The following is a 26,574-nucleotide window of genomic DNA, read 5'->3' as shown; positions in this document are numbered from 1 at the left end:
ACGATCATCGAGTACCTTCACCCCTGCAACGGAGATCACTCGCAGTCCTACGCAGCGTGACGCACGGGCGGCGGGGGTCACCGGCGCCGAGAGCGGCACACATCGAACAACCACACATTGAACAACCACACATCGAACAACCACACAGCGAACAACGAAGCGTCGAACGAGGGGTGGGGCTCGTGAGGATCGGCCGGTACGTCGTGCGCACCGGGGTGGCGACCGCCGCGGCAGGTGCCGTCGCGATGGGGTCCGTGGGATTCGGGGGCATTGCGCACGCGCAGGAGGCCGAACCGTCCGCGGAATCCGAGCCGAAGGTCATCGAGGGTGAGTGCGCGTCCCTGCTCAAGGGCAAGGAGGGCGAGCCACTCACCGTCGACGCCCTCGCCGCCGTGAACGCCGAAGGCGTGGCCGGCATCGGTACCGGCGAGGAGAGTTCCGAACGCGGTGCGCTCCTGTCGTTGCCGCTGAAGGAGACGCTCGACGGACTCGGCATCAGCCGGGCCAAGGTCGTGGTGAACCCGTTGGGTCAGATCTGCGACACCGCACAGAGCACGGTCAACGCGGTCGCCTCGGTCCCCCGCGAGCTCACCAAACCGACTCCCGAAGAGCCGGAAGAGCCCGAGCAGCCCGCACCCGAGGACCCCGAGCCGGAACCGGAACCCGCTCCCGAACCGGAGCAGCCGGACGAGCCGGAGACCCCTGGCAACGGTGACTCCGCTCCCGGCGCGCCCGACCACCTCGACGACCTCGACCTCGCCGCCGAGCCCGTGCCCGGGCCCGGTGCGGTCGCCGCACCGCTCGACCCGGTGTCGCTGCCGCCCGCCGCGGGCATCACGGTGCCGAAGGCGCCGGTCGGCCCCGGCATGGGTGTGCCGGAGAAGGGCAGCAAGCCCGGCGAGCAGGAGAACGCCGCACGCAAGTCCGGCACCGCTCAGGCCCTTCCGCAGGCCTCCGAACACGACCGCACCCCGCTGGTGCTGTCCGTGGCCGCATTGCTCGTCGTCATCGCCGCGCTGAGCCGCTCGTGGATCGCGAGGAAGAACGCCTGATCGCAGGCATGCGTGACGTCTTCCCCTGTGGTTCGTTGTATCTGATGAACCGATCGGGGAGGTTCCGCGATGCGCATCGCCGATGACGACCGCAGGCGCTCGATGCGGCGCAGGGCGGCCAGGCCGGCTGCCGTGACCACCGCTGGGGTGCTGCTCGCGGTGACCGCGGGCGTCGTGGCACCCGGACAGGCCGCCGCCGAGAGCGACACGAAACAGGTGCGCTGCGGCGGCACCGTGACCGCCGAACCGGGCGACCGCATCCAGGGCGTGACCGCGCTCGGCGTCCCGATCGACCTCGGCGTCGTCACCGACACGCTCGGCACGTTGCTCAGCGGCGTCTGCAAGGTGACGGTCAACGTCGTGGACACCGCCGTACGTCCGCTGCCCGGCGCGGGCGAACCGCTCGCCGACGGCGTGAACGGCACGGTCGACGACGTCACCGGCGGAGCGAAGAAACTGACCGACACGCTCGGCGGCAAACAGGCCCTGCCCAGGCCGGACGACGACCCCGCCCCGTCCGATCCCGATGACGACTCCGGATCCGACTCGGGTGGCGACGCCGGATCGGGCGGCGACGAGCCGGACGGTGACGACTCGGCCGGTTCGGGAGAGTCCGACGGCGATACGGGCCATCGCACGCCGAACAGTCCGGTGGTGGACCAGCCGGGGTCGGGCGATTCCGGTGGCGGCATGTCATTCGCGGCGCCCGCGGGCATGTCCGCACCTCCGGGACTGCGTTACGCCGGCGTCCCTGCCGCGAGCGGCGCCGTGTTCGAGGCAGCTCCCGGACTGCGCTACGGCGGGCAGATCCCCGGCTACAACCCGGACTTCGGCGTGCTCGGCGAGAACGCACCCAGCCCGAACGCGGCCGGTCCGGACATCCGCGCCCTCGAGCAGCAGGACCACGGGCAGGAGGCCGGTCAGGCGGGCCGCAGCGACGGCCTGCGCACGGCAGGGGATGCCGCGGCACTGCAGTCCGCGGCGCCGGATTCGCCCATGAACGGACCGTCACTGCCGTTGCTGCTGGCCGTGATCGCGCTGGCGGGCGTCAGCGCCGGGCTGGTGCGCACCTGGGTGCTCCAGCGGCCCAGCACCTGATCCCGTCCGACCCCGATCGGACGCGCCCGTCACCGCTTCGCGGGACGCAGGCGCCTCGCCGGCCCGCGCATCGCACACGGCGCGTGGCCGGTTCGTCCTTCGGCCGAGTGGTTACCGCCCCGTATCCCCGGGGCGGCACGGTCGTTTACCGTGATGACGCCCTGCCGTGCCGGTGAGGTCCAGGCCGGGCAAGCCGTTCGGAAAGGGATACCGTTCGAAGTGCGTACCAAGACCGCCCTGACCCGCGTGCTGGGGATGGCCGCAGCCACCGCCGTCGCCACGGGACTCACCGCGCTGGCCGCACCAGCCGCGGGCGCCCAGACTCAGGCGCCCGTCGACTCGTGCACGACCACGGTGGCCGCTCCGATCGGCGCGAAGGTGATGCTCGACGGTGAGGCGGTAGCCGGTCACGTGAAGACCGGGGCCAGGGAGGCCGACCGATTCCTCCAGTTCACCTTCCCGAACAACCTCGCCGAGGAGATCAGCAAGCACACGCTCGAGGTCGGTTCCGTTCCCGACAAAGCCACCGGTGTCGTCGGCGGCCAGCGGATCGCCACGGTCGTCACCGACATCCTTGACGGCAACCCCGCACTCGGCTGGCCGAGCAAGCGCCAGGAGGTGCTCGACTCGATCAGCAACAAGATCGCGGGCAACTGCGGCATGCCGATCGAGGCGACCAACTACTCGGCGCCGACCAGCTCCCGCCCTCAGCAGCACCAGCCGCAGCAAGGCGGCAGCGGGCCCGGCACGACGCAGCCCGCGCCCGGCGGTGCGACCGGCGGACAGCAGGCCGTGCCCACCACGCCCGGTGCCCCGCAGGGCAGCGGTGACGCCTACGCCGCCCCGCGCGACTACGGCGACATCCCGGCGGCCTCCGCGCCGACCGAGGGCAGCGCCGTGCCGCCGGACATGCGCTACTCGCCGCAGGACGGTGTCCCCGGAGCTCCCGACTCGCCGGAGTACGGCGTGTTGAGCGACGGCGGCAAGACCGGAGGCGGCGGCGACGTGCGCAACGCGGGCAACGCCGACGCGCTCGCGGCCGACACCACCGCGCCCGGACAGGTGCAGCTGCCGATGCTGCTCGCCGTCGTCGCGCTGGCCGGCGTCACCGCGGCCCTGGTGCGGACCTGGGTCCTCCGCAAGACCACCTAGCTCCCCAAGAAGCCCCCGAGGGCCCCATGGTTGCGTTCAACGCGACCATGGGGCCCTCGGGAGCATCCCGCCGCGCGCCTCGCACCACCCGGGACCGGACGCACCGGAGGTGGTGGCTAGACTGGCCAGTCGACATTGCCCTCCTGCCACGGATCGCCCGTGGCCGCCTGAGCCCATAGGAGGTGAGTGGTTGTGTCACGCCATTACGAGGTAATGGTCATCCTCGACCCGTCGCTCGACGAGCGCACGGTCGCACCCACCCTGGAGAACTTTCTCAAGGTCATCCGCAACGCGGGTGGCAGCGTGGAGAAGGTCGACATCTGGGGTCGTCGCAGGCTGGCCTACGAGATCAACAAGAACGCCGAGGGCATCTACGCCGTCCTCGAGCTGATCTCCGAGCCGGACGACGTCCAGGAGCTCGACCGGCAGCTGTCGCTGCAGGAGACCGTGCTCCGCACCAAGGTGGTCCGCCGCCAGGAGGCGCGCGGAACCAAGCGCGCCGCGAAGATCGCCGCGAAGGCCTGAGGCGGAAGCCATGGCCGGAGACACCATCATCACGGTGGTCGGCAACCTGACCGCGGACCCGGAGCTTCGGTTCACGCCGTCCGGCGCGGCCGTTGCGAACTTTACCGTCGCCTCCACCCCTCGCCAGTTCGACCGGCAGAGCGGTGAGTGGAAGGACGGCGAGGCGCTGTTCCTGCGCTGCAACATCTGGCGCCAGGCGGCCGAGAACGTCGCGGAGACGCTCACGCGCGGCGCCCGGGTCATCGTGCAGGGCCGGCTCAAGCAGCGGTCGTTCGAGACCAAGGAAGGCGAGAAGCGGACCGTCGTCGAGCTCGAGGTCGACGAGATCGGCCCGTCTCTGCGGTACGCGACGGCCAAGGTCAACAAGGTCAGCCGCGGCGGCGGTGGCGGCGGCGGATTCGGTGGTGGCGGCGCAGCTGCGCCCGCCGGTGCCGGTGCGCCCGCCGACGACCCGTGGGGCAGCGCGCCTCCCGCAGGCGGCGGTGGCGGCTTCTCCGACGAGCCGCCGTTCTGAGCCGCGGATCGCGAACCGCCCTCCAGACAACAGCAACCACGCACTAAGTTCCCCAGGAGTACACAGTGGCCAAGCCACCCGTTCGTAAGCCGAAGAAGAAGGTCTGCGTCTTCTGCAAGGCCATCAAGCAGGGCCACCCGGAGGCCATCGACTACAAGGACACCAACCTGCTGCGGAAGTACATCTCCGACCGCGGCAAGATCCGTGCCCGTCGGGTCACCGGCAACTGCAGCCAGCACCAGCGCGACGTCGCCATCGCGGTCAAGAACTCCCGCGAGATGGCGCTGCTGCCCTACACCTCGACCGCTCGCTGAGAAGGGAGTCAGACATGGCGAAGATCATCCTGACGACCGACGTCGAACACCTGGGCGGTCCCGGCGACATCGTCGAGGTCAAGGACGGCTACGCGCGCAACTACCTGCTGCCGCGCGGCTACGCGATCCCGTCCTCGAAGGGCGCGGAGAAGAACGTCCGCACCATCCGGCGTGCCCAGGAGGCCCGCCGGATCCGCGACCTCGACCACGCCAAGGAGCTGAAGACCCAGCTCGAGGGCCTCGGCCACGTCGCCGTCGCGGCGAAGGCCTCCGAGGGCTCGAAGAAGCTGTTCGGTTCCGTCACGGCCGCCGACATCGTCGGTGCGATCAAGGCCGCGGGCGGCCCGCTGCTCGACAAGCGGGTCATCCACATCGACGGGCACATCAAGACCGTCGGCAAGCACGCGGTCACGGCCCGTCTGCACCCGAGCGTGAAGGCGGACGTGCGGCTGGACGTGCAGCCCAAGTAAGCACGGCCGGTTCGACCCGAAGCGGCGGGTCCTCCCACTCGGGAGGGCCCGCCGCTTTCGTCTTCCCGGACACCACCCACGCCTCCGAACGGCTCCCGCCCACGCGGGTGAAATTGCGCGCGTACTCGCCGAAACCCGCACGTCACCGGCTCGGGTCCCACTCGTGACCAACATTTTCGCGGGCGCGGGAAACCTTTGTGCGGCCGGAATCGTCCTAGTTGTCGGCACGAGTACCGCCCTTGGTGGGCGATCTCTGCCGGAGGCGAGCGGAGCGGACTCCGCACTGGGGGCCGAGGGAAAGGATCCGGTGGATGACGAACTTCCTGGGCGGCGGCCTGATGCCGATGCCGCCGATCAAGGTCGCGGCGCGGGCGGCCAAGGACGGGGCGGCTGCAGCGGCCGGCGCAGGCCGGGGTAGCTCCGGTGGCGCGGGCGGTGGCGGCGGCTACGAGTTCACGCCGGAGGAGGTCGACGCCGTCCTGCAGCAGTGGGAGGACCTCTACGCCGAGCTGACGCTCGACCTCGTGGAAGCCGAACGGATCGCAGGCGTGCTGCCGCCCGGTAACGAGCCTGCGAGCGCCACGTTCGTCAAGGCGGCCAACCCCGCGGGCCACGCCCTGCGGGCCCAGACCGAGGCGATGGCCCAACACGTCAAGCAGTACGTCGAGGCACTGCGGCAGGCCAAGGAAGCCATCCAGGCCAGCGAGGACCAGGCGCTGCAGAACGTCGGCAACGCCGGAAGCGGGGTGAGCTGACATGGTGATGCCGTTCCTCGTTCCCATCGTCGCCGAAGGTGTCGCCAGCGGCGTCGCCCGGCACCAGGCCAACCACCAGGGCACGCCCGAGAGCCAGCTCGGCGGTATCAGCGCACCGCAGATCTACGAGGCGATCATGAGTGGGGCGGGCACCGAATCCCTGGTGAACGGCCAGCAGGCCAGCACGGTGCTGCGTCAGCGGTACAACCAGCGCATCGAGCAGATCGCCGCGCTCGACGCGAAGATGAACAACGCCTGGACCGGCGAGGGCTCGGCGAGCGCGCGCATGGGCGCCAACCCGCTGAAGGTCTGGATGGACGACGCCAGCACCAACCTCGGCAAGAGCGACGCGGTGCTGCAGGGCCAGACCAGTGCGTTCGAAAAGGTCAAGTCCGCGGTGCAGCCGTTGCCTGCCGAGGCGCCGCAGAGCGACTTCTGGAACGACATCCAGTTCTGGGGAACCGACCTCGACAAGAAGATCGCCGAGTACAACGCCAAGGCCCAGGCCAACGTCAACGCCTTCAACGCCTACAGCGACGCGAGCGCCATGCACGCCAGCGCGATGCCGCAGTTCAGCACGATGCAGGGCGGGTTCGGCGACGTCTCGGTCAGCGGCAACGCCGTCGACAGCAGTGGGCGCGTGTCCGATCCGCGCGAGTTGGACGGCGGCTACTCCGACGGGGGTCACGGCACCGGCCCTGGCGGAACCACTCCCGGCGGCGGCGGCAACTATCCGGGTGGCGGGGGATACCCGGGCGGTGGCGGCTATCCCGGTGGGGGAAACCCCGGCGGCACCGGTCCCGGCGATTCCGGCGGCGGCTCTGGCGGTGGTTCCGGTTCCCGGCCGGATGTCATCGCCGACCCTCCGCGGGTCGACGTCCCCCGCGGCCCGGGCGACGGCCCGAACGGTGACGGCGGGAACGGATCGCCGTCGTACCCGAACTACCCGTCGCTGCCGCTGCCGAACCCGAACGACCCGAACTACCCGTGGCCGAACGGGCCAGGCCCCAACGACGACACGAGTTCGTCCGGGCTCACCGACCCGAGCACGCCGAAGGGCACCTACCCCGGCGGCCCCCACTACAGCGGCCCTGGCTACGCGCCGAACGGCGGGCTGGGCACCGGCCCGGGCTCGGGCTCCGGCGCCGGCGGGTTCGGACCCGGTGGCGGCGTCGCGTTCGGCCCCGGCGCAGGGGCCGGTGGGCTCGGCGGAGCCGCAGGTGCCATGGGCGCAGGCGGCGCGGCGGGAGCCGGTGGCGCGACCGGTGCCGGCGGTTCGGGCTCCGGTGCCGCAGGTGGCGCGGGCGCTGCGGGTGCGGCCGGTGCCGCACGTGGTGGCGCCATGGGTGGCCGTGGTGCGGGCATGATGCCGATGGGCGGCGCCATGGGCCGCGGGCAGCCCGGCGAGGAGGACGAGGAACACCAGCGCAAGTTCATGATCGACGAGGACGGGCACGAACTCTTCGGCACCGACCAGAAGACCGCCCCTCCGGTCATCGGCGAGTAACGCCAGCCATCCGGCCGGGTCACGAATCCCGCGACATCGACGACGATCGGGCCGTCGCCGCGTACCTTCACCGGCGGCGGCCCGATCTCTCGCGGTCCCGGCAGGCGCAACACCCACCCCAGCACTCCGCCCCGTCGGCGGCTCCCGAGAAGGCAGAACCCCGTGCTCGAGAACCAGGTGACCCTCCGAACGAGAACTCTCGTCCGCCTCCTGCACCACGCGGGCAGCGAGCCGCATCCCACGCTCGAGAAGGGCGCCACCTGGTACAGCCGCGAGGCGCTGCAACGGATCGACGCCGACGTTCACGCCGAGCTGGCCGGAGCGGGGCTGGCCGGCGACGGCGGGGTGCATCCGGACCTGTTGGCGACCGTCGAGGCGATCGCCCATCCGGAACTGGAGTACTACGGATGGATCACCGCTATCGTCGAGGGCGCCCCCGTGAACCTCACGGTGTTCGCGGGAAGCGGTCGTGGTGAGGGCTTCACGCTGGTGCACAACACCGACGCCGGTGCCGTCGCGGTGGCCAGCGTGCCCGCGGCGCAGCTGCTGGAGTCCTTCCTCGCGCAGCTGCCGCCGTGGACGACCGCGAGTGGGCGCACGATCGCGGTTCCGAAGAGCGCCATCGAGGGCAGGGGCAACGACACGTCGAATGAGGACCACTTCTCGGTGATGCGTTCCGAGACCCCGAGCGCGTCGGAACGGGACGTGGCCGAGTTCAAGCGGCTCATCGGGCTCGAACGACACGGGGGTGGGCAGCTGTACGTCGCGACGCGGCACCGGTCCGGGCATCGGCGACGTGCCGAACGTCCGGTGAGTTACGTCGACACCGACGAAGGCCGGTGGCTCGTGGAGGAGACGGCCGGCACCGGCGAGCCGATGTTGTCCGCGGCGCCCGCGACGTCCGCACTGCTGGGCTCCCGGCTCCGGGAGGCTCAGTCCACCCTCGGGGCCTGACGATCGGTGATCCACGCGCGTACGTCGATCATCCGAATGCCGCAGCGCTGGGCGACACCGGCTACGGCGCGCACACCCCGAAGATCCACAACGTGATCCGGTGATCGCTCCGCGTGGGCGGGGTCGCGACACGCCGACGGAGCAGTTTCGCGCGACACGCCGGGGATGTGACGAACAAAGTTGTCCACAGGCTACCCACAGGCCTTGACCTGGGAATTTAGCTCGCGCGGGTGACCATGTCCCCAGTTTGTACACAGGATGATCGCCCCCTGTGACTGGTTCAGCCCACTCATCCACAGGCGATACACATTCGGGTCGGCACCGGTCCCCAGGCCCGATTGCAATGCGCTGTCCGAGCGATCTAGCGTCGCCCGCGAACGAGCTCCACGAACGACGCCACGCGTGGGGCGGAACACGACGAAACGCCGCCGTCGATGACGACCCGCCGGGCCGGAGTCGCGGTATACTTCGAACTCACGTTCGACCCTGTTCGAGCCGCGCAACCCGGATCGCCGGGCGTGCCGCTGCCGAGGCGGGTGGGCGGACGCACAAGCACGCATAGGGACACGCAGGAACGGACCGGAACCGACAAAGGGAGGTGCCCACACCGGTGGCGATCACCGACGACCGCGGCTCGGACCTGGCCGGCGGCGAGAACGGCACGTTCGAACGCCAGCCGCCGCAGGACACCAAGGCCGAGCAGTCCGTGCTCGGAGGCATGCTGCTGTCGAAGGACGCGATCGCCGACGTCGTGGAGGTCCTGCGTCCCGGCGACTTCTACCTCCCCAAACACCAGGCCGTGTACGACTGCGTGCTCGACCTCTACGGCCGCGGCGAGCCCGCCGACCCGATCACGGTGTCGGCCGAGTTGGAGCGCCGCGGCGAACTGGCGCGGGTGGGCGGCGCGCCGTATCTGCACACGCTCATCGCGACGGTGCCGACCGCGGCGAACGCCGGGTTCTACGCGCAGATCGTCGCCGAGAAGGCGGTGCTGCGCAGGCTCGTCGAAGCGGGTACGCGCATCGTGCAGTACGGCTACGGCGCCGACAACACCGACGGCGGCGACATCAACGAGGTCGTCGACCGCGCGCAGGCCGCCATCTACGAGGTGACCGAGCGCCGCACCAGCGAGGACTACGTCCCGCTGGAGGAACTCCTCCAGCCGACGATGGACGAGATCGACGCGATCGCCTCCCGCGGCGGCGACGCGCAGGGCATCCCCACCGGCTTCGCCGATCTGGACGAGGTGACCAACGGTCTGCACCCCGGTCAGATGATCATCGTCGCCGCCCGCCCGGGCGTCGGTAAGGCGCTCGCACTCGACACCCCGCTGCCGACGCCCGACGGCTGGACGACCATGGGGCAGGTGCAGCCGGGCGACCGGCTGATCGGCTCCGACGGCACGCCCACCACCGTGGTCGCCGCGACCGACGTCATGCACGGACGACCCTGCTACGAGGTCGAGTTCTCCGACGGTTCGACGATCGTCGCCGACGCCGAGCACCAATGGCTGACCGACACCCGCGCGAGCCGCCGGGTCCGCGGCCCCGCCGAGGTCCGGACCACCGCCGAACTCGCCGACACCGTCCGCTGCGACACCGCCGACGGGCGCGTGAACCACTCCGTGCGGCTGGCCCAGCCGTTGGAGCTGCCCGAACGCGACCTGCCGCTGCACCCGTACGCGCTCGGCGCCTGGCTCGGCGACGGCCACTCCGACGGCGCACGCTTCACCACCGCCGACCCGGAGATCATCACCTACCTCGAGGCCGAGGCGGACCTGTACTGCCCCCGGCGCGGCACCTACGCCTACTCCCTCCGCTTCCCGACTCCGGATCCGGTCGAGTACCGGTCGTGCACGGTGTGCGGTGAGCCGTTCGTCCCGCGCAGCAGCGAGGTCCGGACCTGCGGCCGCTCGTGCGGTGGCAAGGCACGGTTCGTGTCGGCTCCGGTTCCCGCACCGACCTGCCCCGACTGCGGCCGTCCCTCGTCGGGTCTCCAGCAGTGTCAGGAGTGCCGGAACCACCACGGAACCGTCCAGGCAGTGCTGCGGTCGCTCGGGGTGCTCGGCAACAAGCACGTGCCGGCCGAGTACCTGCGTGGTTCGGTGTACCAGCGGCGCGCGCTGCTGGCGGGACTGCTCGACACCGACGGCACCGTCAGCGGGTCGGGCGGGGTGCAGTTCTCTGTCACCGACCGCCGGCTGGCCACCGACGTCTACGAGCTGATCGTCAGCCTCGGCTACCGGTGCTCGTGGACGACGAAGCGGGTGCGGGGCCGCACGGAGGCGTCGTCGACCGCGTACACGCTGAACTTCACCACGCACGACCGCGTCTTCTGGTTGCAGCGCAAGCACCTGCTGCACAAGGAACGCATGACCGGCCGTCGTCCGCGGCCCACGCCGCGCTACGTCGTGGACGTGCGGCCGATCGACAGCGTTCCGGTGCGGTGTGTCGAGGTCAGCGCCGACGACCACCTGTACCTCGCGGGCCGGTCGATGATCCCGACGCACAACTCGACCCTGGGTCTCGATTTCGCCCGGTCGTGCTCGATCAAGCACGGCATGACCAGCGCGATCTTCTCGCTCGAGATGAGCCGCACCGAGATCGTCATGCGCATGCTGTCGGCCGAGGCGCGGATCCGGTTGGCCGACATGCGCGGTGGGCGGATGTCGGACGACGACTGGACCCGGTTGGCGCGCCGGATGAGCGAGATCAGCGAGGCGCCGCTGTTCGTCGACGACTCACCGAACCTGACGATGATGGAGATCCGCGCGAAGGCGCGGCGGCTCAAGCAGCGCAACGACCTGAAGCTCATCGTCGTCGACTACATGCAGCTGATGACGTCCGGTAAGCGGGTCGAATCGCGTCAGCAGGAAGTGTCGGAGTTCTCCCGGCAGCTGAAGCTGCTGGCGAAGGAACTCGAGGTGCCCGTGGTGGCGATCAGTCAGCTGAACCGTGGTCCGGAACAGCGGACGGACAAGCGCCCCATGCTGGCCGACCTTCGTGAGTCCGGTTCGCTGGAGCAGGACGCCGACATCGTCATGCTGATCCACCGGCCCGACGCGTTCGAACAGGACGACCCGCGCGCAGGCGAGGCGGACTTGATCCTGGGCAAGCACCGTGCCGGTCCGACGAGCACGATCGCCGTCGCTCACCAGTTGCACTACAGCCGGTTCGCCGACCTCGCGCGCGAGTAGCGGCGGCTGGGTCAGGCGACGGCACGAATATGGCATGGCCGTCCGACCTCAGCTGCCGAAGCGGCTTGCTGAGCCACGGCTCGAATGGTGCACTGGGAAACTGTGACGAGGGGCGGAACACGGTCGATTGCAGCACTCCATGAGTACGATCGCGCACGACTAATCCTCATCGAGGACTTGGGCGACTCACCCGAGTACGTTTATTTGCTTATCGACCCAGACGCCAATCGGCCCGAGCTGTCGACCACAGGCAAGACAAACGAGGTCGCTCTGTGGGCGTACACGACCGTCCTGCTTCTGACCGAGTCCTGCGGCGACGGACAACCGTACACGACGGTCACACCGGCACAGCTCCGCAATTTCGCGAACGAACTCGATACAACCGCACTCCTCGCTATCGACATTCGTCACCCGGCAGGCGTTCGGTATCCCGGAACTCCCTGGACCGAGATCGAGCCTATAACTCCGATGGCTCCGGAAAACCCGGATGAACCTGTCGTATGGATCCCAACCCGCCCCGCTCGTTAGGGCGACCGACAGGTCGTAGCCGAACTGCACGGAACGAAACCCGGGGAGAATCTGCTACTCGTTTTCGGTACGCCGGAAGAAGCATGGGAAGCGTGCGGGCCGTACCAGTCGCTGACCGCTGTAAGGCTGGACCGACTGCAGACGGTCGCATCCGAGTGCGGCGCCAACGCGATAGTTGCCAATGGATGGCTCGACGAGAGCGCCCGACACCGGACGCCGGTCCAAGACTGGACACGCAAGAAACGGTAGAAGGAAAGCGGGGGAACCATGGGAGACATCCGCGTCGATGAAGACCAGCTTTCATCGATCGTCCGCCACCTCAGAGCCGGATCTTCATCGTTGGATGACGTCGCTGAAAAGCTTCCGGAAGCCGTCAATGCAGGGTTTTCGTCCGACGTGGCGAACGCAGCCCTGGCACGAGTAGGTCAGATCGCAATCGCTCTCGCGCAGCAGGGACAGGCCATGGCATCAAACGTCAACACAGCCGAAGGTCAGTATCAGGCAGCGGAAGACGAGCATCGACACAAGGTGGAAACCACCGACGAGGTCGACAAGCGGCGGCGCGCTGAAGCTCCGCCACAGCTTGAAGAAGCTCCACCGGACGAGCAGGACTACAAGAACCGCCCGAAGCCCACCACGGAAACCGCGCCGGCACCTACGCCGCCGCCGAAACCGTAGTCCTGAGCCGCATAGAGGGGGAGGCAGGGAACACCGGCTCACATCAACACCACCGTGAACGGCAGTGTCGGCATGCTGGAAGAGGCCGCACAGGCACTTCGGAACGCCAAGCGAACCGCAGACAGTGCTGATGAATCACACCACTCCGCGCGAAATATCGCGTATTCAAGTTGGGAGGGAAGCGCAGCGCAAGCGTTCTTAGGGGAGCTGGGCCCTCACCTTCAACACACGCAACAACTTGGCGCCACCTGTGGCAAGTATGCCGAAGCGTTCTCCGACCTCGCCGGGAGCATCGAGGCCGTCAACAAGAAGATGGAGAATGCGCGCAGGACAGCTGCCGATGGCGGCCTGAAGGTCGAAGGACCGGTAATTATCCGCCCGGAAGAACCCGCGATGAAGAAGCCGCGGGCGACCGATTACTCGGGCGCGGGAGCGAAAGAAAATTACAAGTCGGACAGCGCCGCTTGGAATCAGCAGATCGCCGGGTTCAATGAAAAAGCGGCAGTCTTCAATACATGCCTTGAAATTTACACCGAAGCGCGCAAGAAAGAGGAACAAGCACATAGCGATTTCTGGGAATCTCTGAACGCTGGCGAGGGGTTCGACGTAAAGGGAACCTGGGACATGGGTCGCACGACAGCATCCCATGCCCTCAACGTGGTTGCGAGCACCGAGAGTACTAGGTCTGACCTTCTGAAGAAGATCTCTTCCCTGGAAGGATCATCGAGGACCTACCAAGCCATTGCTTCCGGCGCGCTAAGCCTGAACGGACTGTCTGCACAGCAAAGAACCCAGGTCATGAAGGACCTTTCACGCGCAAAAGGAAGCGAAACCACGTACCGCACCCAGATCCAACAGCTCGACAGAATGCACCAGCACGTGCCGGACTGGTTGAAATCAGCCGCGACGAAGAGTCCTGGAAGCCTCACGCCGGATAGCCCAATGGGTCGGCGGGCAGCGAAGCTTCTGGGCAAGATTTCGTGGGCCGGCGGTGGGCTCACCGTGTACAACGAAGTATCGGATGCCGCAACCGGCGAACAGACCTGGGGAAAGGCTGTCGCCAGCACCGCCGGACAACTCGGTGGCGGGTGGATCGGCGGTGTAACCGGCGCTGCCGCGTGCTCATCTCTCTTCCCGCCGTTCGGGCCTATCGTGTGTGGCGCCGCGGGAATGGGAGCCGGCTCGTTCGCAGGTGGCGAGGTGGTCGATGCGATCATTCCCGACGAATCCGATCTTCCGGAGAAAGTTGATCGGCTTACACCAGCGGGAAGGTGGGGGACAAGCGGGCAATGAACGACGACCGTACGGGTCCCGGCCTGCCGCCACGGCCCAACCCGGAGACCGGCGAGCCGTTTCCACCGCACGGTCTCGGCTGGGCCGGCAGGGACCGCACGCCGGAGGAGGACCGGAGCCGGGAACTTCGGTTGTCGCACAAGCCCTCGCCCCCGGAAGGCCGAGGGCCCGTGCTGGCCTGGCACAAGTCCAACAAGCGCGGCAAGGCCGCTCTGTTCGCAGCCAGCATGGCGATCCTGATCGTCGGTACGACATTCATGCGTCTTGCCGGCGGCCACAGCGATCCCTTCGACTGGATGCTTTTCTGGCAACCCTGGTTGCTCTACATCGCCGGGGCCCTTGTCATCACCAGGCCGGCCACGTACCTGGTATTGTCCGCGGGCGCCGATTGGGTACAACTGCACCAGATCACGTTCGGGATCACCCGGCGCCACAGGGTCGTCGACCTGTACTCCCTCGAGAAGATCGAGGCGGATGTCGTGGCAGGCGGCGCCGGACTGGCACTCACCCTCGAGAACTCCGACAGCCTAATCCGCCTGGTCACCGACCAATGGCAGGCCGACCGACGGGTCTGGGACCTCGTCTACAACGGGATTCTCCACTCGGTGGCAGCCGGAGCCGAGGTCAACGCGAATGCCCGCGGAATGCTGGAACTGTCCCGCGTTCCGGAACTGCGCTACCCGGACGGACCGCGCAGGATCCACGTGAGCGAGCTCAGCGACGTGCACGTTTGGGAGATCCTCGAGGACCCGAACATCCGCCATCTCTGCGACGTCATCGACTTCCACGGCAGCGCGGCCGAGTTCCGCAAGCTCTTCCCCGAACTGTCCGAGGACATGTTCACCGGACGGGTCAACCCGGCCTGGTTCACCAAGCCCGACAACCACGACACGACCGGTGACCTCCGTGAATCTTCCTGACCATTCCGCCGTGCCGGCGCCCCACCGGCGGCGTACACCCGTCGTCATCACGATCGCCGTACTCACGACCCTCGTGGTCGCTGCCGGCGTCGTGCTTTGGGAGACGTCGGATTCCGATTCCGAGGACGCCTCCTGGACGCGGTATGACCCGGCATCGTCCGGCTTCGGCGGCCGCGACTCGAGTGCCCTGATGACATCGGTCGCCACGCATGACGACACGACCGTCGCCGTCGGCTCGGAGGAATGGCACCGCGGGGAACTCAGGCCCTCGACGGCCGCAGTTTGGTACTCCCACGGCGGCGCCGAATGGGAACGTGTACCCCGCAAGGACGCCGTGTTCGGCGATCCCGACAACGGCGCCGCGGCCCTGTCGGTGGCAGCGAACGACCAGGGCTTCGTCGCCGCCGGCGTTGATCGATCCCTCGGCGACACAGATGCCGTCGGAGCCGTGTGGACGTCGTCCGACGGCGTCGACTGGCAACGCGTGCCACACGACGACGTGTTCGGCGGACAAGGTCAAGGGCACACGCAGATCCGCTCGGTCACCACCCACGGCTCGGGTTTCGTCGCCGTCGGCGATGCCGCCGAGGGCGCTGCGGTCTGGACCTCCGACAACGGCCGCACCTGGACGCGCGCGAGGCACGAGAACTCCCCGTTCGAACGACCAGGCACCACCAGCATGAGATCCGTGACCAGTGGACCGTCGGGTCTTGTCGCTGTCGGCACGGAGGAACTACCCGGATTCGGCGTCGTTGCCGCGGTGTGGCGATCGGACGATGGATTCTGGTGGCAGCGCGTACCGCACGACGACGCGTTCGGTAACGCATTCGGCGAGGGCTATGACGCGACGACCATGGCCGGCGTCGCGGCCGGTCCCGACGGCTACGTTTCAGTGGGCGACACCGGATACAGCACCACCACCGCGGCGGTCTGGACATCACCGGACGGCCGCACGTGGTCACGAGTACCGCACCGCCCACAGACGTTCGGCGTCGACGACGGCTACGCCACCGCGACTGCGACCGACGTGACCTGGACCGGCGAGGAATTCGCCGCCACCGGCGCCCGCAGCGACGACGAAGCACCGGTCCGCGCCACCCTGTGGACCTCACGCGACGGGCAGGAATGGCAACGCGACACAGGAATCCGCGCGTTCGACCGCGAGGACGGCACGGTCAGCGAACTGTGGTCGATCACCCGCACCGACGACGATCGTCTGATCGCCGTGGGCCGCGCGAGGCCCCACGACACGGCCCGCGACGCAGCCGCCGTCTGGGGCCGTGGCTGACCGGCCCTCACGGCAGGATCACCGCCGCAGTCAGGGGATCAGGGGGCGGTAGCGGGCTCGGTCGTGGAACCGCTGTCCCTGCGGGCCGAGGATGCTGAGGAACTCGGCCGGACGGTCGTCGGCGTTGCCGAACCAGTGGGGCAGATGGGTGTCGAACTCGACGATCTCGCCCGCGGCCAGCACCAGGTCCTCCTCGCCGAGGATCACGCGTAACCGTCCGTCCAGCACGTACAGCCAGTGGTAGCCCTCGTGCGAGCGCGGATTCGGTTCGCGTTCGCCCGGCGGTCCGGGACGCAGCACGTGTTTGAAGGCCTGCAGTCCGCCGGGCCGGTCGGTCAGCGGCAGGACGGTCAATCCGTCGTGACGCTTCGGCCGCGGATGCACCCGCGGATCGCGGACCTCGGGCGCGCCGACGAGCTCGTCCAACGGCACGCGGTAGGCCTGCGCCAACGGCAACAACAGTTCGAGTCCTGGTTTGCGTTGTCCCGACTCGAGCCGGGACAACGTGCTCACCGAGATCCCCGTCGACTCCGACAACGCGGCCAACGTCCAACCCGCCCGCGTCCGCATGGCCCGCAGCCGGGGACCGAGCCCCGACACCACCGATCCGACGTCACCACCCATACCCGCATCCTGGCAGTTCCGCCCCCGATCACACCGGCTTGACCCCGACGGCTTTGCGGTTCCGGCAACGACGTTTGTCGAACGGGTGCGCTTCGGCGCACGGTGGAGGTATGACTCAGCAGCACGACGAACGAGAGCACGGCGGGCACACCGCCGAGGCGTGGGACGAGCGCTACCGCAGCCAGGACCAACTCTTCAGCGGAAATCCCAATGGCGTGCTCGTCACAGAGGCGGCCGATCTCCCGCCGGGACAGGCACTCGACATCGGATGTGGGGAAGGCGGCGACGCGATCTGGCTCGCCCGGCACGGCTGGCGGGTCACGGCGATCGACATCTCGCGCGTCGCGCTCGAACGCGCGGCCGCCGCCGGGCGCGACGTCGCCGACCGCGTGAGCTGGGTCCACGGCGACCCCGTCACCATGCCGCCTCCCGCGCGCGCCTTCGACCTCGTGTCGGTGCACTACTTCCCGCTGCGGGTCGAACCGGACCACGCCGCACTCCGCGGACTGCTGTCCGCGGTCGCGCCGGGCGGAACACTGCTGTACGTCAGCCACGACCCGACCGAGGTCGACCCGGAACACGACCCGTACGCGTACTACCAACCCGGCCAGGTGGCCCAGATGCTCGGCGAGGACTGGCACGTCGAACGCGACGAGAAGCGCGGCCGCACCACACCACCGCCGGAGGGAACGCATCATCACCAGGACGTCGTCCTGCGCGCCCGCCGCCTCACGTGAGCCCGGCATCCTCCCCGGCCCGTAGGCCGCTGACCGGGGAGGATGCGCGATCCTGCAGCGCCGCGTAGACTTGTCGTTGAAAGTTCAACGACAGGAGTTCGCGATGTCCGACCGGATGCCCGTGCTGTACCTGAGCCACGGCGCGCCACCGCTGGCCGACGACGAAACCTGGACCAGGCAGCTCGCCACCTGGTCGGCCGAACTGCCGAAACCGACCTCGATCCTCGTCGTCTCCGCGCACTGGGAGGAGGCACCCGCGACGATCGGCGCCACCACGACGGTGCCACTCGTCTACGACTTCTGGGGCTTTCCCGACCGGTACTACGACGTCACGTATGCCGCGCCCGGCGCCCCGCAGCTCGCGGCCGAGGTGCGCCGACTGCTCGGCGGCGACGTCCACGACGAACCCACCCGCGGCCTCGACCACGGCGCCTACGTGCCGCTCGTCGAGATGTACCCCGACGCCGACATCCCCGTCCTGCAGGTGTCCCTGCCCTCGCTCGACCCGCAGGCGCTGTACGAGTTCGGCACCCGTCTGGCACCCCTGCGCGAAACGGGCGTGCTGATCGTCGGCAGCGGCTTCTTCACCCACAACCTGGTCGCCATGCGCCAGGTCGACGGTTCGGCCGGTCATCCGCCCGCGTGGTCGGCCGAGTTCGACCACTGGGGTTCGGCGGCCCTCGCAGCCGGCGACGTCGACAGCCTGCTCGACTTCCAGCTCAAGGCACCCGCCGCGCAGCTGGCGCATCCGCGCACCGAGCACTTCGCGCCCCTGTTCGTCTCCCTCGGCGCGGGGGAGGGCCAGCGTCCCGAGACCGTCATCGACGGCTACTGGTACGGCCTGGCCAAACGTTCCGTCCAGCTCGGCTGAGTTCCTGCCCAACACACCCCGCCCAACACACCCTGCCCCGACCCCCGGACACGAACGGGCCCCGGAAGCGGCAAACCGCCTCCGGGGCCCGTTCTCGTTGTTCTACCGGCGGTTCACCCGCCGAGTGCCGATCCTCAGACCAGCGTGCCCAGGCCGTGGCCGTTGAGCGTCAGGTCGTCCAGCGTGCCCTGCATCGCACCCTGCACCGAGTCGGCGTCCACCGACGGCACACCGTCGAACGACGGCATACCCTCCGGCAGCGCGGCCTGACGGTTCATGCCACCCAGGCTGACGCCGTTCAGCGACACACCGTCCAGCACGCCCTGGAACGCACCCGCGGTCGGGTCGGCAGGCAGCTCCGGCATACCCGCACCCTGCACCTGCGGCAGCATGTTCAGCGGGAACGGGGTCGGCATGGCCGAAGCCGAACGCTGCATCGGCGAAGCCGCCGACAGCTCCTGCACGCGGTCGATCGCGGCCTCGACGTACGGCGTCTTCGGCAGCTCCGTCACCGGCATCTCCGAACCGTCGATCGGCAGGTTGATCTGCGGCTCCTGCTCGGCCACCGACACGTCGGTGGTGTTCTGCGTCATCGACGTCGCCTCGGCGATCAGCTCGAGCGGCAGGTCGTAGACCTGCGCGACCGCGCCCACCGGCAGCTGGCCGTCCACACCGGACAGAGCGTTGGTGTTGCCCTCGGTCGTGGTGTCCCCGCCGACCTCACCGGTCGTCGTGTTGTCGGCGATCGCGTTGGCCACGCCGCCCACGGACGGGGCGAAGCCGAACACCTGCGGCACCGCGGCCGCCGGCACGTCGACGATCGTGCCGGAGATGGCACCCTCCACGCCGGAGGTCTCGATGTCGCCGCCCGACGACGCGTCGGTCACGTTGGCGCCCGCACCGTTGGCGACACCCACGAGGCTCGCGGCGTCCCCGAAGACCTGGGCGACCGGCAGCGCCTGGGCGCTGACCACGTTGCCCGCGATCGAGCCGCCGTCGCCGATGGTCTCGGCGTCGCCGCCGGCCTCGGTCACGACGTCGTTCACGCTCTGGCCGTTGCCCGTGCCGACCCAGTTCGCGCCGACGCCGAACACGCCCGCGGCCGCACCCACCGGCGCCTGGACGATGTTGCCCGCGACCGAGCCCTGCTCACCGCTCGCCGTGGCGTCGCCACCGGCGATCGAGTCGGTCAGGTTGGCGCTCGTGCCCGCACCGTTGCCGATCCAGCTGCCGCCGACACCGTGCACCTGCGTCGGCAGGGACACCGGCACCACGCCGACGTTGCCCGCGCCGGTGCCCTTGTCACCGTTGGCGTTCACGTCGCCACCGGCCTCGGAGACCGTGTCGGTCGTGCCCTCGCCGATGCCGTTGCCGATCCAGCTGCCGCCCACGCCGAACACCTGCGCGGGCAGCGAGACCGGGGCCTGCACCAGGTTGGCGTTCACGAAGCCGTAGTCGTCCTCGGTGTTGCCGCCACCGCCGGCGAGAACCTCCTTGCTCTCCTCGCCCTCGCCGACGCCCTGGCCGATCCAGCTGCCACCGACGCCGAACACCTCGGCCGGCGCGGCCAGCGGCACCTGAACGAGGTTGCCGGAACCGGCGGCCTGGTCGGCCAGCGTGCCGTTGTAGCCGCCCGCCTGGACGAGCTTGTCGGAGTCGGCCTCACCGGAGGCGTTGCCGATCCACGTGCCGCCGACGCCGAAGACCTCGGCGGTCGACGCGATCGCCGGGGCGACCGTGTTGGACGAGACGACCGACTCGTCACCCGGGGTCAGGGTGTCGCCACCCGCGACGGCCTCGGTGCTGTTGACGTGGTCCTCGGCGTGCGCGTTGCCGATCCACGTGCCGCCGACACCGAACACCTCGACGGGGAGGGCGACCGGGGCGTCGACGATGTTGCCCGCGCCCGCGGCCTCGTTGCCGTTGGTGTTGGAGGCACCGCCCGCCGTCATGGTGGCGTCGGAGGTGGTGCCGCCGGCCTGCCGGTCCGGCGTCTCACCGGTGACGGCGTTGCCGATCCACGCGGCGGCCGTGCCGGTGACCGAAGCCATCGACGCGATCTGCGGCTGCGCGATCGTGCCCGCGAGGAAGCCGTTCTGCCCGGTCGTCTGGATGTAGCTGTCGATGTCGTGCATGCCCGGCGAGGTGTCGCCAGCGTTCGCGGCCACCTCGGACGAGCCCGTGGCGTCGGCGTCGCCGCCCCACGTCACGGCGTCGTTGGCGACCCGCACCGGCAGCGCGACCGGGGCGCCCACCACGTTGCCCGTGGCCGCACCCTTCTCGCCGTCGGTGGCGATGAAGCCGCCGGAGTCGGCGGAGCTGCTGGCGTCGAAGTCGGTCTCGGAGTGGCCGACGAACCACGCGATGGCGTTGCCCGACAGCTGCACCGGCGTGGCGAACTGCGGGGCGATGACGTTGCCCGCACCGGCACCGTTCGTGCCGTCGGTCTCGACGTCACCCGTCGTTGTGGCCTCCTGCGAGGCGCTGCCCGTGGACTTCGCGGAACCGAACAGGCTGCCCGCGTTACCGGAGATCTGCACCGGAAGGGCCCAGTCGAGCGCGACGACGTTGCCCGCGAGGCCGCCGCCCGCACCGTCGGTGCTGACGTCGGAGTTGTGCTCGTAGGACTGCTCGTGGTCGGAGGACACCTCGGCGTCGCCCAGCAGGCCGATCGCGTTGCCCGTGATCTGGATGGGCAGGGCGAGGTTGCCGTCGACCTTGTTGCCCATCAGCGGGTCGTCACTCGGCTCGAGCGACGGCGGCGTGACGTCCTCGGTCGAGGCCTGCTTCTCGGCCTGCTTGTCGGCGATCGCCTGCGGGCCGGTCTTCTGCACCGCCTGCTGTGCGGTCTCCTTCACCTCGGAGACGGCACCGGTGACCTTCTCGGCCTGCTCCTGGACCGGCTCGGTGACCGGCGCGGCCGCGTCGGCGGCGGGGGCGGTCTTCTCGGCCACCTTCTCCGTGACGGGCGCGGCGGCCTTGTTCACGGCGTCGGTGACGGGCTTGGTGCTGATCTCGGTGTCGGCACCGGGCAGGTTCGCCTGCCCGAACGGGGTGCCGACGGCGTTGTCGTCGATCTGAACGGGAACGCTGACGCTCAGGTCGAGGGGTCCGGCCGGGGTGTCCGGGTCGACCTTCTCGTCTGCGGAAGCGATGCCGGTACCCAGCATCAGCATGCCACCGGTGACCAGCGCGGTCTGCAATCCGCGCTTCGCCCAGGTCTGCATCGTGGGGTGTTCTCCTTTTCCTTGGTTCCCTACTGAGGGGTCTTTCGCGTGCGCTCCGCCGGACGCGCGGGGACATGAGGCGGATGGCGAGCACGCCGGAACACGGCGAGTCGCGGGAAATGCGGGGAAGGAAAAGCCGACGCGGAGACGAACGCGGATGAAACGACCACCGCTGGGGCGCGCCGGCTACCCCGCGGAGGTGATCAGTCGGGCGTCACGCCGGGCTGCGAACCCGGGGACATCGACGACAGCGAGTGGCCGGGACGCACGGCGGCGCCCACGGCGGACGCGGCGAACGGGTCGGCCGCGGCGAGAACGGCACCGGTGGGCGCATCGGCGTGCGCACCGGTGACGTGGCTGGACTGCGTCGGCATCGGCGCCGGCGCAGGCGTGTTCTTCTCCGGGCCGACCGGGTGGGTCGGCTCGTCGGAGATCTGGTCGGCGTCGGCACCCGTGGTGCCGAGGTCGCCGTGGCCGGCGCGCTCGGCGCCGGACATCCTGAGGTCACCGTCGTCCGAAGTGGACACGGTGGCGTGGTCGCGGTGCGCGCCCGGGGCGCGGGCGTCCGCGTCGTGTTCGCCGTGCCGCTGGCCGGCGTGGTCGTCGTCCTCGGCGCCAGCGGGAGCCTCGCCAGGAGCGGGAAGGGCGTCGAGGTCCGGCGTCGCGTGCCACGGCATGTCGAATCCGGGGGAGTCGACATGCTCACCCAGGCCGGGCAACACCTGCAGCACCTTGTTCAGGTCCTGGAGCGCCTCGCGCGTCGGGTCGGCGACGTGCTTCTTCCACGCCTGCTTCGCACCCCGGTGCGCGTCCTTGAGCTTCGAGACCGCGGCGCCGGATGCCTTCTCCCCGGTGGAGCCGTACTCGGTGGCAGCGGCGTCCGCGTCCGAGGCGCCGTCACCGGCCGCCTCGTCGCCCGAGTGGGCATGGTCAGCGTCGCAGTCCTCGGACTCGGCGCTCCCGTCCTCGGCGAGCGCGTCCTCGGGCGCGGTGACGTCCTGACCGTCCACATCGGCCGCGTCAGTCCCGTCGGTCCCGTCGGCGCAGTCGCCGTCGGTGTCCTGACCGTGGTGGAAGGCGCGCTCGGCCGCCTTCTTGATTCCTGCCCACTTCGACGGGTCGTCGTCCGAGGACGCCTGCTTGGAGGGTGCGCCGGCGGACTCATCACCGGCAGCCGTTCCGCCCTGCGGCTTCGCGTGCTCGGCCGAATCGTCCGAACCACCGAAGGAGACGTCCCCGAAAGCGTTGTCGATCGGGTGGTCGATCGGGTTGTCGGCCGCCGACGCGGACTCCGCCGAGGCGCCCCACGCGATGGCGGTCGCCGCCACGGCACCGCCGGAGACCACGAGGGCACGCGAGAGCCACCGGCGGACGCGTCCGGCGTCCGGCATCGGGGTCATCGCGGCCACACGTGCTCCTAGCGAAAACGTGAAAAGAAATCCGAAAATGTTTCCGGTGAACGTTCACCTCGCGTCCGGAAGCGGACACGGGCGTTCGTATTTCCCTGTGCGCCATGAAGACTGGCAAACCCCGCGCCCAAAAATCACGCTCGACGCGACTTGATGGCACGAAGGTGTGAAAACAACGGTGCGTACTGACGGGTTACTCGGCGTAGCACCCACATACCGTGCGGACGGCTCCACACCCACGCCGCCGCTGATCTCGATACGGTTACCCCGTGAAGGACACCACGCGTGAAACACCCGCGAACACGTCCCGTAGCGGCGGCAGCATGCTGGACGCCGACGTCGCCCACGCCGTACCGAAGGGGTTCCGCGTCTCGGCGGCCCTGGCCTGGCGTTTCCTCGTCATCGTCGGCGCGCTCTACGTCATCGGCGAGATCGTCGGCTACCTCTCGGTGATCATGGTTCCGGTGTCGGTGGCGCTGCTGTTGGCCGCGCTGCTGATCCCGGCGGTGCACCGGCTGACGAACCTCGGCGTGCCCAGAGTGCTGTCCGCGGTCGTCGTGCTGATCGGCGGGATCGGTGTGGTCGGCGGCCTGTTGACGTTCGTGATCATCCAGTTCACCGACGGACTTCCCGCCCTGCAGCAACAGTTGACCCAGAGCCTCGAACAGATCGAGGACTGGCTCGTCAACGGTCCACTGCACCTGCGCGAGACGCAGATCGAGGACGCGATCAACAGCGGCATCCAGTTCATTCAGGACAACCAGGCCGCACTCACCTCCAGTGCACTCACCACCGCCACGGCGATCGGCACGTTCCTCACCGGATTCCTGCTGATGCTGTTCGTGCTGCTGTTCTTCCTCACCAGTGGCGAGCAGATCTGGCGGTTCACGACGCTGTTCGTGCCCGCGCACGTCCGCCCGCGCGTGGACCTGGCCGGCAGGCGCAGCTTCGGCTCCCTGATCAGCTACGTGCGTGCCACCGCAGCCGTCGCGGTCGTCGACGCCGTACTGATCGGCATCGGCCTCGCGATCGTCGGGGTGCCGTTGGTGATCCCGCTGGCCACGCTGATCTTCCTCGGCGCGTTCGTGCCGATCATCGGTGCCGTCGTCACCGGCGCCGTGGCCGTACTCGTGGCGCTCGTGACGAACGGGTTCATCGCCGCGCTCGTCGTGCTGGCCATCGTCGTCGGCGTGATGCAGGTCGAGGGCAACGTCCTGCAGCCGATGCTGCTGGGCCGGTCGGTCAAGCTGCACCCCCTCGCCGTCGTCATCGCGATCACCATCGGCCTCGCCGTGGCCGGCATCCCCGGCGCACTGCTGTCGGTGCCGCTGCTGGCTGTCCTCAACTCGGGCATCAAGTCGCTGCTGCACGACGATCCGGACGAGCTGGAAGGAACCACGTCCGCAGACTCCGCGTCCGACTCCGACGGCGGATCCGGCAAGCCGTCGACCGCCGAGGTGGTGACCGGGGTGGAGGCGTTCCCCGAACACTTCGAACCGGACAATGAGGACAACCCGACGGTCACCACCACCGACGGTGGTGACGACGACAGCAACGACAACAGCGACAACGACGACAGCGACAGCAACGACAGCAACGACGACACAGGCAGCGAGGGCACACCCGACAAGAAATGAGCACCACGTCCGAACCGCACCTGCGCGACCCGGCGACCCCGCTGTGGCTGGGCACGGTCGTGCTGCGGTGGATCACCCTGGCGTTCGCGCTGGGGGCGATCATCGTCCACCTCGGCGAGTACCGGAACATCCAGCTGACGTGGGCCGGGTTCGCGGCCATGGTGGTCTGGACCGTCGTCACCACGTTGACGTTCTCGCGCGAACGCTATCGGTGCACGGTGCTCGTGGTGGCCGACGTCGTCATCACGTGCGGAATCATGATGCTCTCGCCACTGGCCCTCTCGGAGGAGCAGTTCGCGGCGACGGCGCCGCTGGTGACGACCGTGTGGGCGTCGGTGGCCCCGCTGACCGCCGGGGCGCGCTTCGGTGCCGTCGGCGGCGGCCTCGCCGGACTGATCGTCGGGGTGGCGACCGGAACGGCACGCGGCGAGTTCGACCTCGACGTCGCCCGCGACGGCGTGCTGCTGTTCGCCAGCGGCCTGGTCATCGGCATCGCGGCGATGACGGCCCGCAAGTCACAGGCTGCGCTCGCGCGCGCGATGCGCACCGAGGCGGCCACCGCGGAGCGCGAACGCCTCGCGCGGTCGATCCACGACAGCGTCCTGCAGGTGCTGGCCAGGGTGCGCAGGCGCGGCGGTGAACTCGGAGGCGAGGCCGCCGAGCTCGCACAGCTGGCCGGGGAGCAGGAGATCGCGCTGCGGGCGCTCGTGACGTCCGAACCGACCGGCCCCAGCGGCAGCGACGCCGACCTGCGTGCCGCACTCGGTGTGCTGGCGACCTCGCGGGTCCAGGTGTCCGGACCGGCCTGCGAGGTGCGGCTGCCCTCGAACACCGTCACCGAACTGGTCGCCGCGGTGAAGGAAGCCCTGTCCAACGTGGACAAGCACGCGGGGGAGGGCGCGAAGGCCTGGGTCTTGCTCGAAGAGCTCACGAACGAGATCGTGCTCACGGTCCGCGACGACGGTCCTGGCATCCCGGAGGGCAGGCTCGAAGCCGCGGCCGCCGAGGGGCACATCGGCGTCGCACAGTCGATCCGGGGCAGGCTCGCCCAGCTCGGCGGCACGGCCAAGCTCGACACCGCGCCCGGTGCGGGCACCGAATGGGAGATGCACATTCCACGACCGGCCAACCGGAGGAGGACCGCCCGATGACGGTGTCGGTGATGATCGTCGACGACCACCCGATGTGGCGGGACGGAGTAGCACGCGACCTGAGCGAACACGGCTTCGACGTCCGCGCCACCGCGGCCGACGTCGACTCGGCCGTGCGCATCGCGGGCACGGTCACGCCCGACGTGGTGCTGATGGACCTCAACCTCGGCGAACAGTCGGGGGTGGAGGCGATCCGCGCCATCACCGGCGACCTGGCGGACACGCGGGTGCTCGTGCTGTCTGCCAGCGGCGAACACACCGACGTGCTCGAGGCGGTGAAGGCCGGCGCATCCGGATACCTGGTCAAATCGGCCTCGGTGGCCGAGCTGGTCGACGCCGTGCGGCGCACCGCCGACGGCGACCCGGTCTTCACGGCCGGGCTGGCGGGCATGGTGCTGGGCGAGTACCGGCGGATGGCCGAAACCCCCGGCAGCGGCGAACCGCCTCCCCAGTTGACCGAGCGCGAACAGGACGTTCTGCGGTTCGTCGCGAAGGGACTGACCGCGCGGCAGATCGCCGACCGGCTCGTGATCTCGCACCGCACCGTGGAGAACCACGTCCAGTCGACCCTGCGCAAGCTTCAACTGCACAACCGGGTCGAGCTCGCCAGGTACGCCATCGAGCACGGACTGGACCGCGAACGCGAGTAGCGGGTTCCGGGGTCGTTCTCAGGG

Annotated in this window: 23 protein-coding genes; 20 read left to right on the top strand and 3 right to left on the bottom strand. The window is 69.4% G+C overall.

What is annotated here, in order from left to right; all coding sequences use genetic code 11:
* The first annotated feature begins 182 nt into the window (after positions 1–182).
* From IF64_RS0102115 to IF64_RS25110, 15 genes are all read left to right on the top strand, one after another.
* Complete coding sequence (locus IF64_RS0102115) at positions 183–1,052, top strand: hypothetical protein (RefSeq protein WP_145600536.1); 870 nt, start codon at positions 183–185, stop codon at positions 1,050–1,052.
* 69 nt (positions 1,053–1,121) lie between these two features.
* Positions 1,122–2,150, top strand: coding sequence for a hypothetical protein (locus tag IF64_RS0102110; RefSeq protein ID WP_051757385.1), 1,029 nt, complete (start codon positions 1,122–1,124; stop codon positions 2,148–2,150).
* Between the two features lie 219 nt (positions 2,151–2,369).
* Positions 2,370–3,302: a hypothetical protein gene (locus tag IF64_RS0102105; protein WP_030530258.1), complete on the top strand. Its 933-nt coding sequence runs from the start codon at positions 2,370–2,372 to the stop codon at positions 3,300–3,302.
* Positions 3,303–3,494: 192 nt separating this feature from the next.
* Positions 3,495–3,827: a 30S ribosomal protein S6 gene (gene rpsF, locus IF64_RS0102100; RefSeq protein WP_030530257.1), complete on the top strand. Its 333-nt coding sequence runs from the start codon at positions 3,495–3,497 to the stop codon at positions 3,825–3,827.
* Positions 3,828–3,837: 10 nt separating this feature from the next.
* Positions 3,838–4,341 carry a single-stranded DNA-binding protein gene (locus IF64_RS0102095; protein WP_030530256.1) on the top strand — a complete coding sequence of 168 codons (504 nt, stop codon included), beginning with the start codon at positions 3,838–3,840 and terminating at the stop codon, positions 4,339–4,341.
* A gap of 65 nt (positions 4,342–4,406) precedes the next feature.
* Entirely contained in the window at positions 4,407–4,655 is a 249-nt protein-coding gene (gene rpsR / locus IF64_RS0102090) for a 30S ribosomal protein S18 (protein WP_030530255.1), read from the top strand.
* Positions 4,656–4,669: 14 nt separating this feature from the next.
* A complete protein-coding gene (rplI, locus tag IF64_RS0102085) occupies positions 4,670–5,125 on the top strand; it encodes a 50S ribosomal protein L9 (protein ID WP_030530254.1) in 456 nt (151 codons plus the stop codon).
* Between the two features lie 311 nt (positions 5,126–5,436).
* The gene (locus tag IF64_RS0102080; protein ID WP_051757384.1) at positions 5,437–5,880 is read left to right on the top strand and encodes a PE domain-containing protein; all 444 of its coding nucleotides are present in this window, start codon (positions 5,437–5,439) and stop codon (positions 5,878–5,880) included.
* 1 nt (position 5,881) lies between these two features.
* Positions 5,882–7,387 carry a PPE domain-containing protein gene (locus IF64_RS28045; RefSeq protein ID WP_051757383.1) on the top strand — a complete coding sequence of 502 codons (1,506 nt, stop codon included), beginning with the start codon at positions 5,882–5,884 and terminating at the stop codon, positions 7,385–7,387.
* Between the two features lie 162 nt (positions 7,388–7,549).
* Positions 7,550–8,341 (top strand): ESX secretion-associated protein EspG, encoded by a 792-nt coding sequence (locus IF64_RS0102070; protein ID WP_030530251.1) that lies wholly within the window; start codon positions 7,550–7,552, stop codon positions 8,339–8,341.
* Between the two features lie 610 nt (positions 8,342–8,951).
* The gene (gene dnaB, locus IF64_RS0102065; RefSeq protein ID WP_030530250.1) at positions 8,952–11,537 is read left to right on the top strand and encodes a replicative DNA helicase; all 2,586 of its coding nucleotides are present in this window, start codon (positions 8,952–8,954) and stop codon (positions 11,535–11,537) included.
* A 795-nt stretch (positions 11,538–12,332) separates the two neighbouring features.
* Complete coding sequence (locus IF64_RS26975; protein WP_145600538.1) at positions 12,333–12,743, top strand: hypothetical protein; 411 nt, start codon at positions 12,333–12,335, stop codon at positions 12,741–12,743.
* 54 nt (positions 12,744–12,797) lie between these two features.
* Entirely contained in the window at positions 12,798–14,036 is a 1,239-nt protein-coding gene (locus IF64_RS26970; protein WP_145600540.1) for a WXG100 family type VII secretion target, read from the top strand.
* On the top strand, positions 14,033–14,956 hold the full coding sequence (locus tag IF64_RS25865) for a hypothetical protein (RefSeq protein ID WP_030530249.1): 924 nt from the start codon (positions 14,033–14,035) through the stop codon (positions 14,954–14,956). The genes IF64_RS26970 and IF64_RS25865 overlap by 4 nt, the downstream gene beginning before the upstream one ends.
* 10 nt (positions 14,957–14,966) lie before the next feature.
* A complete protein-coding gene (locus tag IF64_RS25110) occupies positions 14,967–16,244 on the top strand; it encodes a hypothetical protein (RefSeq protein ID WP_145600542.1) in 1,278 nt (425 codons plus the stop codon).
* Positions 16,245–16,274: 30 nt separating this feature from the next.
* Here the strand turns inward: IF64_RS25110 and IF64_RS0102045 are convergent, their stop codons facing one another.
* A complete protein-coding gene (locus IF64_RS0102045) occupies positions 16,275–16,868 on the bottom strand; it encodes a helix-turn-helix domain-containing protein (protein WP_030530247.1) in 594 nt (197 codons plus the stop codon).
* 110 nt (positions 16,869–16,978) lie between these two features.
* On the opposite strand from IF64_RS0102045, the gene IF64_RS0102040 reads away from it, so the two are divergent.
* Together IF64_RS0102040 and IF64_RS0102035 are read left to right on the top strand one after the other, a co-directional pair.
* On the top strand, positions 16,979–17,605 hold the full coding sequence (locus IF64_RS0102040) for a class I SAM-dependent methyltransferase (RefSeq protein WP_036875529.1): 627 nt from the start codon (positions 16,979–16,981) through the stop codon (positions 17,603–17,605).
* A 103-nt stretch (positions 17,606–17,708) separates the two neighbouring features.
* Positions 17,709–18,476, top strand: coding sequence for a dioxygenase family protein (locus tag IF64_RS0102035; protein WP_030530245.1), 768 nt, complete (start codon positions 17,709–17,711; stop codon positions 18,474–18,476).
* A gap of 134 nt (positions 18,477–18,610) precedes the next feature.
* Here IF64_RS0102035 and IF64_RS0102030 read toward each other — a convergent pair whose 3' ends face one another.
* Positions 18,611–21,703, bottom strand: coding sequence for a beta strand repeat-containing protein (locus IF64_RS0102030; RefSeq protein WP_211252501.1), 3,093 nt, complete (start codon positions 21,701–21,703; stop codon positions 18,611–18,613).
* A 203-nt stretch (positions 21,704–21,906) separates the two neighbouring features.
* Positions 21,907–23,112 carry a hypothetical protein gene (locus IF64_RS0102025; protein WP_030530243.1) on the bottom strand — a complete coding sequence of 402 codons (1,206 nt, stop codon included), beginning with the start codon at positions 23,110–23,112 and terminating at the stop codon, positions 21,907–21,909.
* Positions 23,113–23,435: 323 nt separating this feature from the next.
* On the opposite strand from IF64_RS0102025, the gene IF64_RS0102020 reads away from it, so the two are divergent.
* Genes IF64_RS0102020 through IF64_RS0102010 form a run of 3 tightly spaced genes read left to right on the top strand, consistent with a single transcriptional unit; the run spans position 23,436 to position 26,550 of the window.
* Positions 23,436–24,749, top strand: a complete 1,314-nt coding sequence (locus tag IF64_RS0102020; protein WP_051757418.1) for an AI-2E family transporter — start codon at positions 23,436–23,438, stop codon at positions 24,747–24,749.
* Complete coding sequence (macS, locus tag IF64_RS0102015) at positions 24,746–25,900, top strand: MacS family sensor histidine kinase (RefSeq protein WP_030530241.1); 1,155 nt, start codon at positions 24,746–24,748, stop codon at positions 25,898–25,900. Before IF64_RS0102020 ends, macS begins: the two co-directional genes overlap by 4 nt.
* Complete coding sequence (locus tag IF64_RS0102010; protein ID WP_030530240.1) at positions 25,897–26,550, top strand: response regulator; 654 nt, start codon at positions 25,897–25,899, stop codon at positions 26,548–26,550. Before macS ends, IF64_RS0102010 begins: the two co-directional genes overlap by 4 nt.
* Positions 26,551–26,574: the final 24 nt, after the last annotated feature.

The organism is Prauserella rugosa, from assembly GCF_000719975.1.
GTDB lineage: Bacteria > Actinomycetota > Actinomycetes > Mycobacteriales > Pseudonocardiaceae > Prauserella > Prauserella rugosa.
The sequence above is the reverse complement of the archived record's forward strand: the minus strand, read 5'-3'. Positions and strand labels throughout refer to the sequence as shown.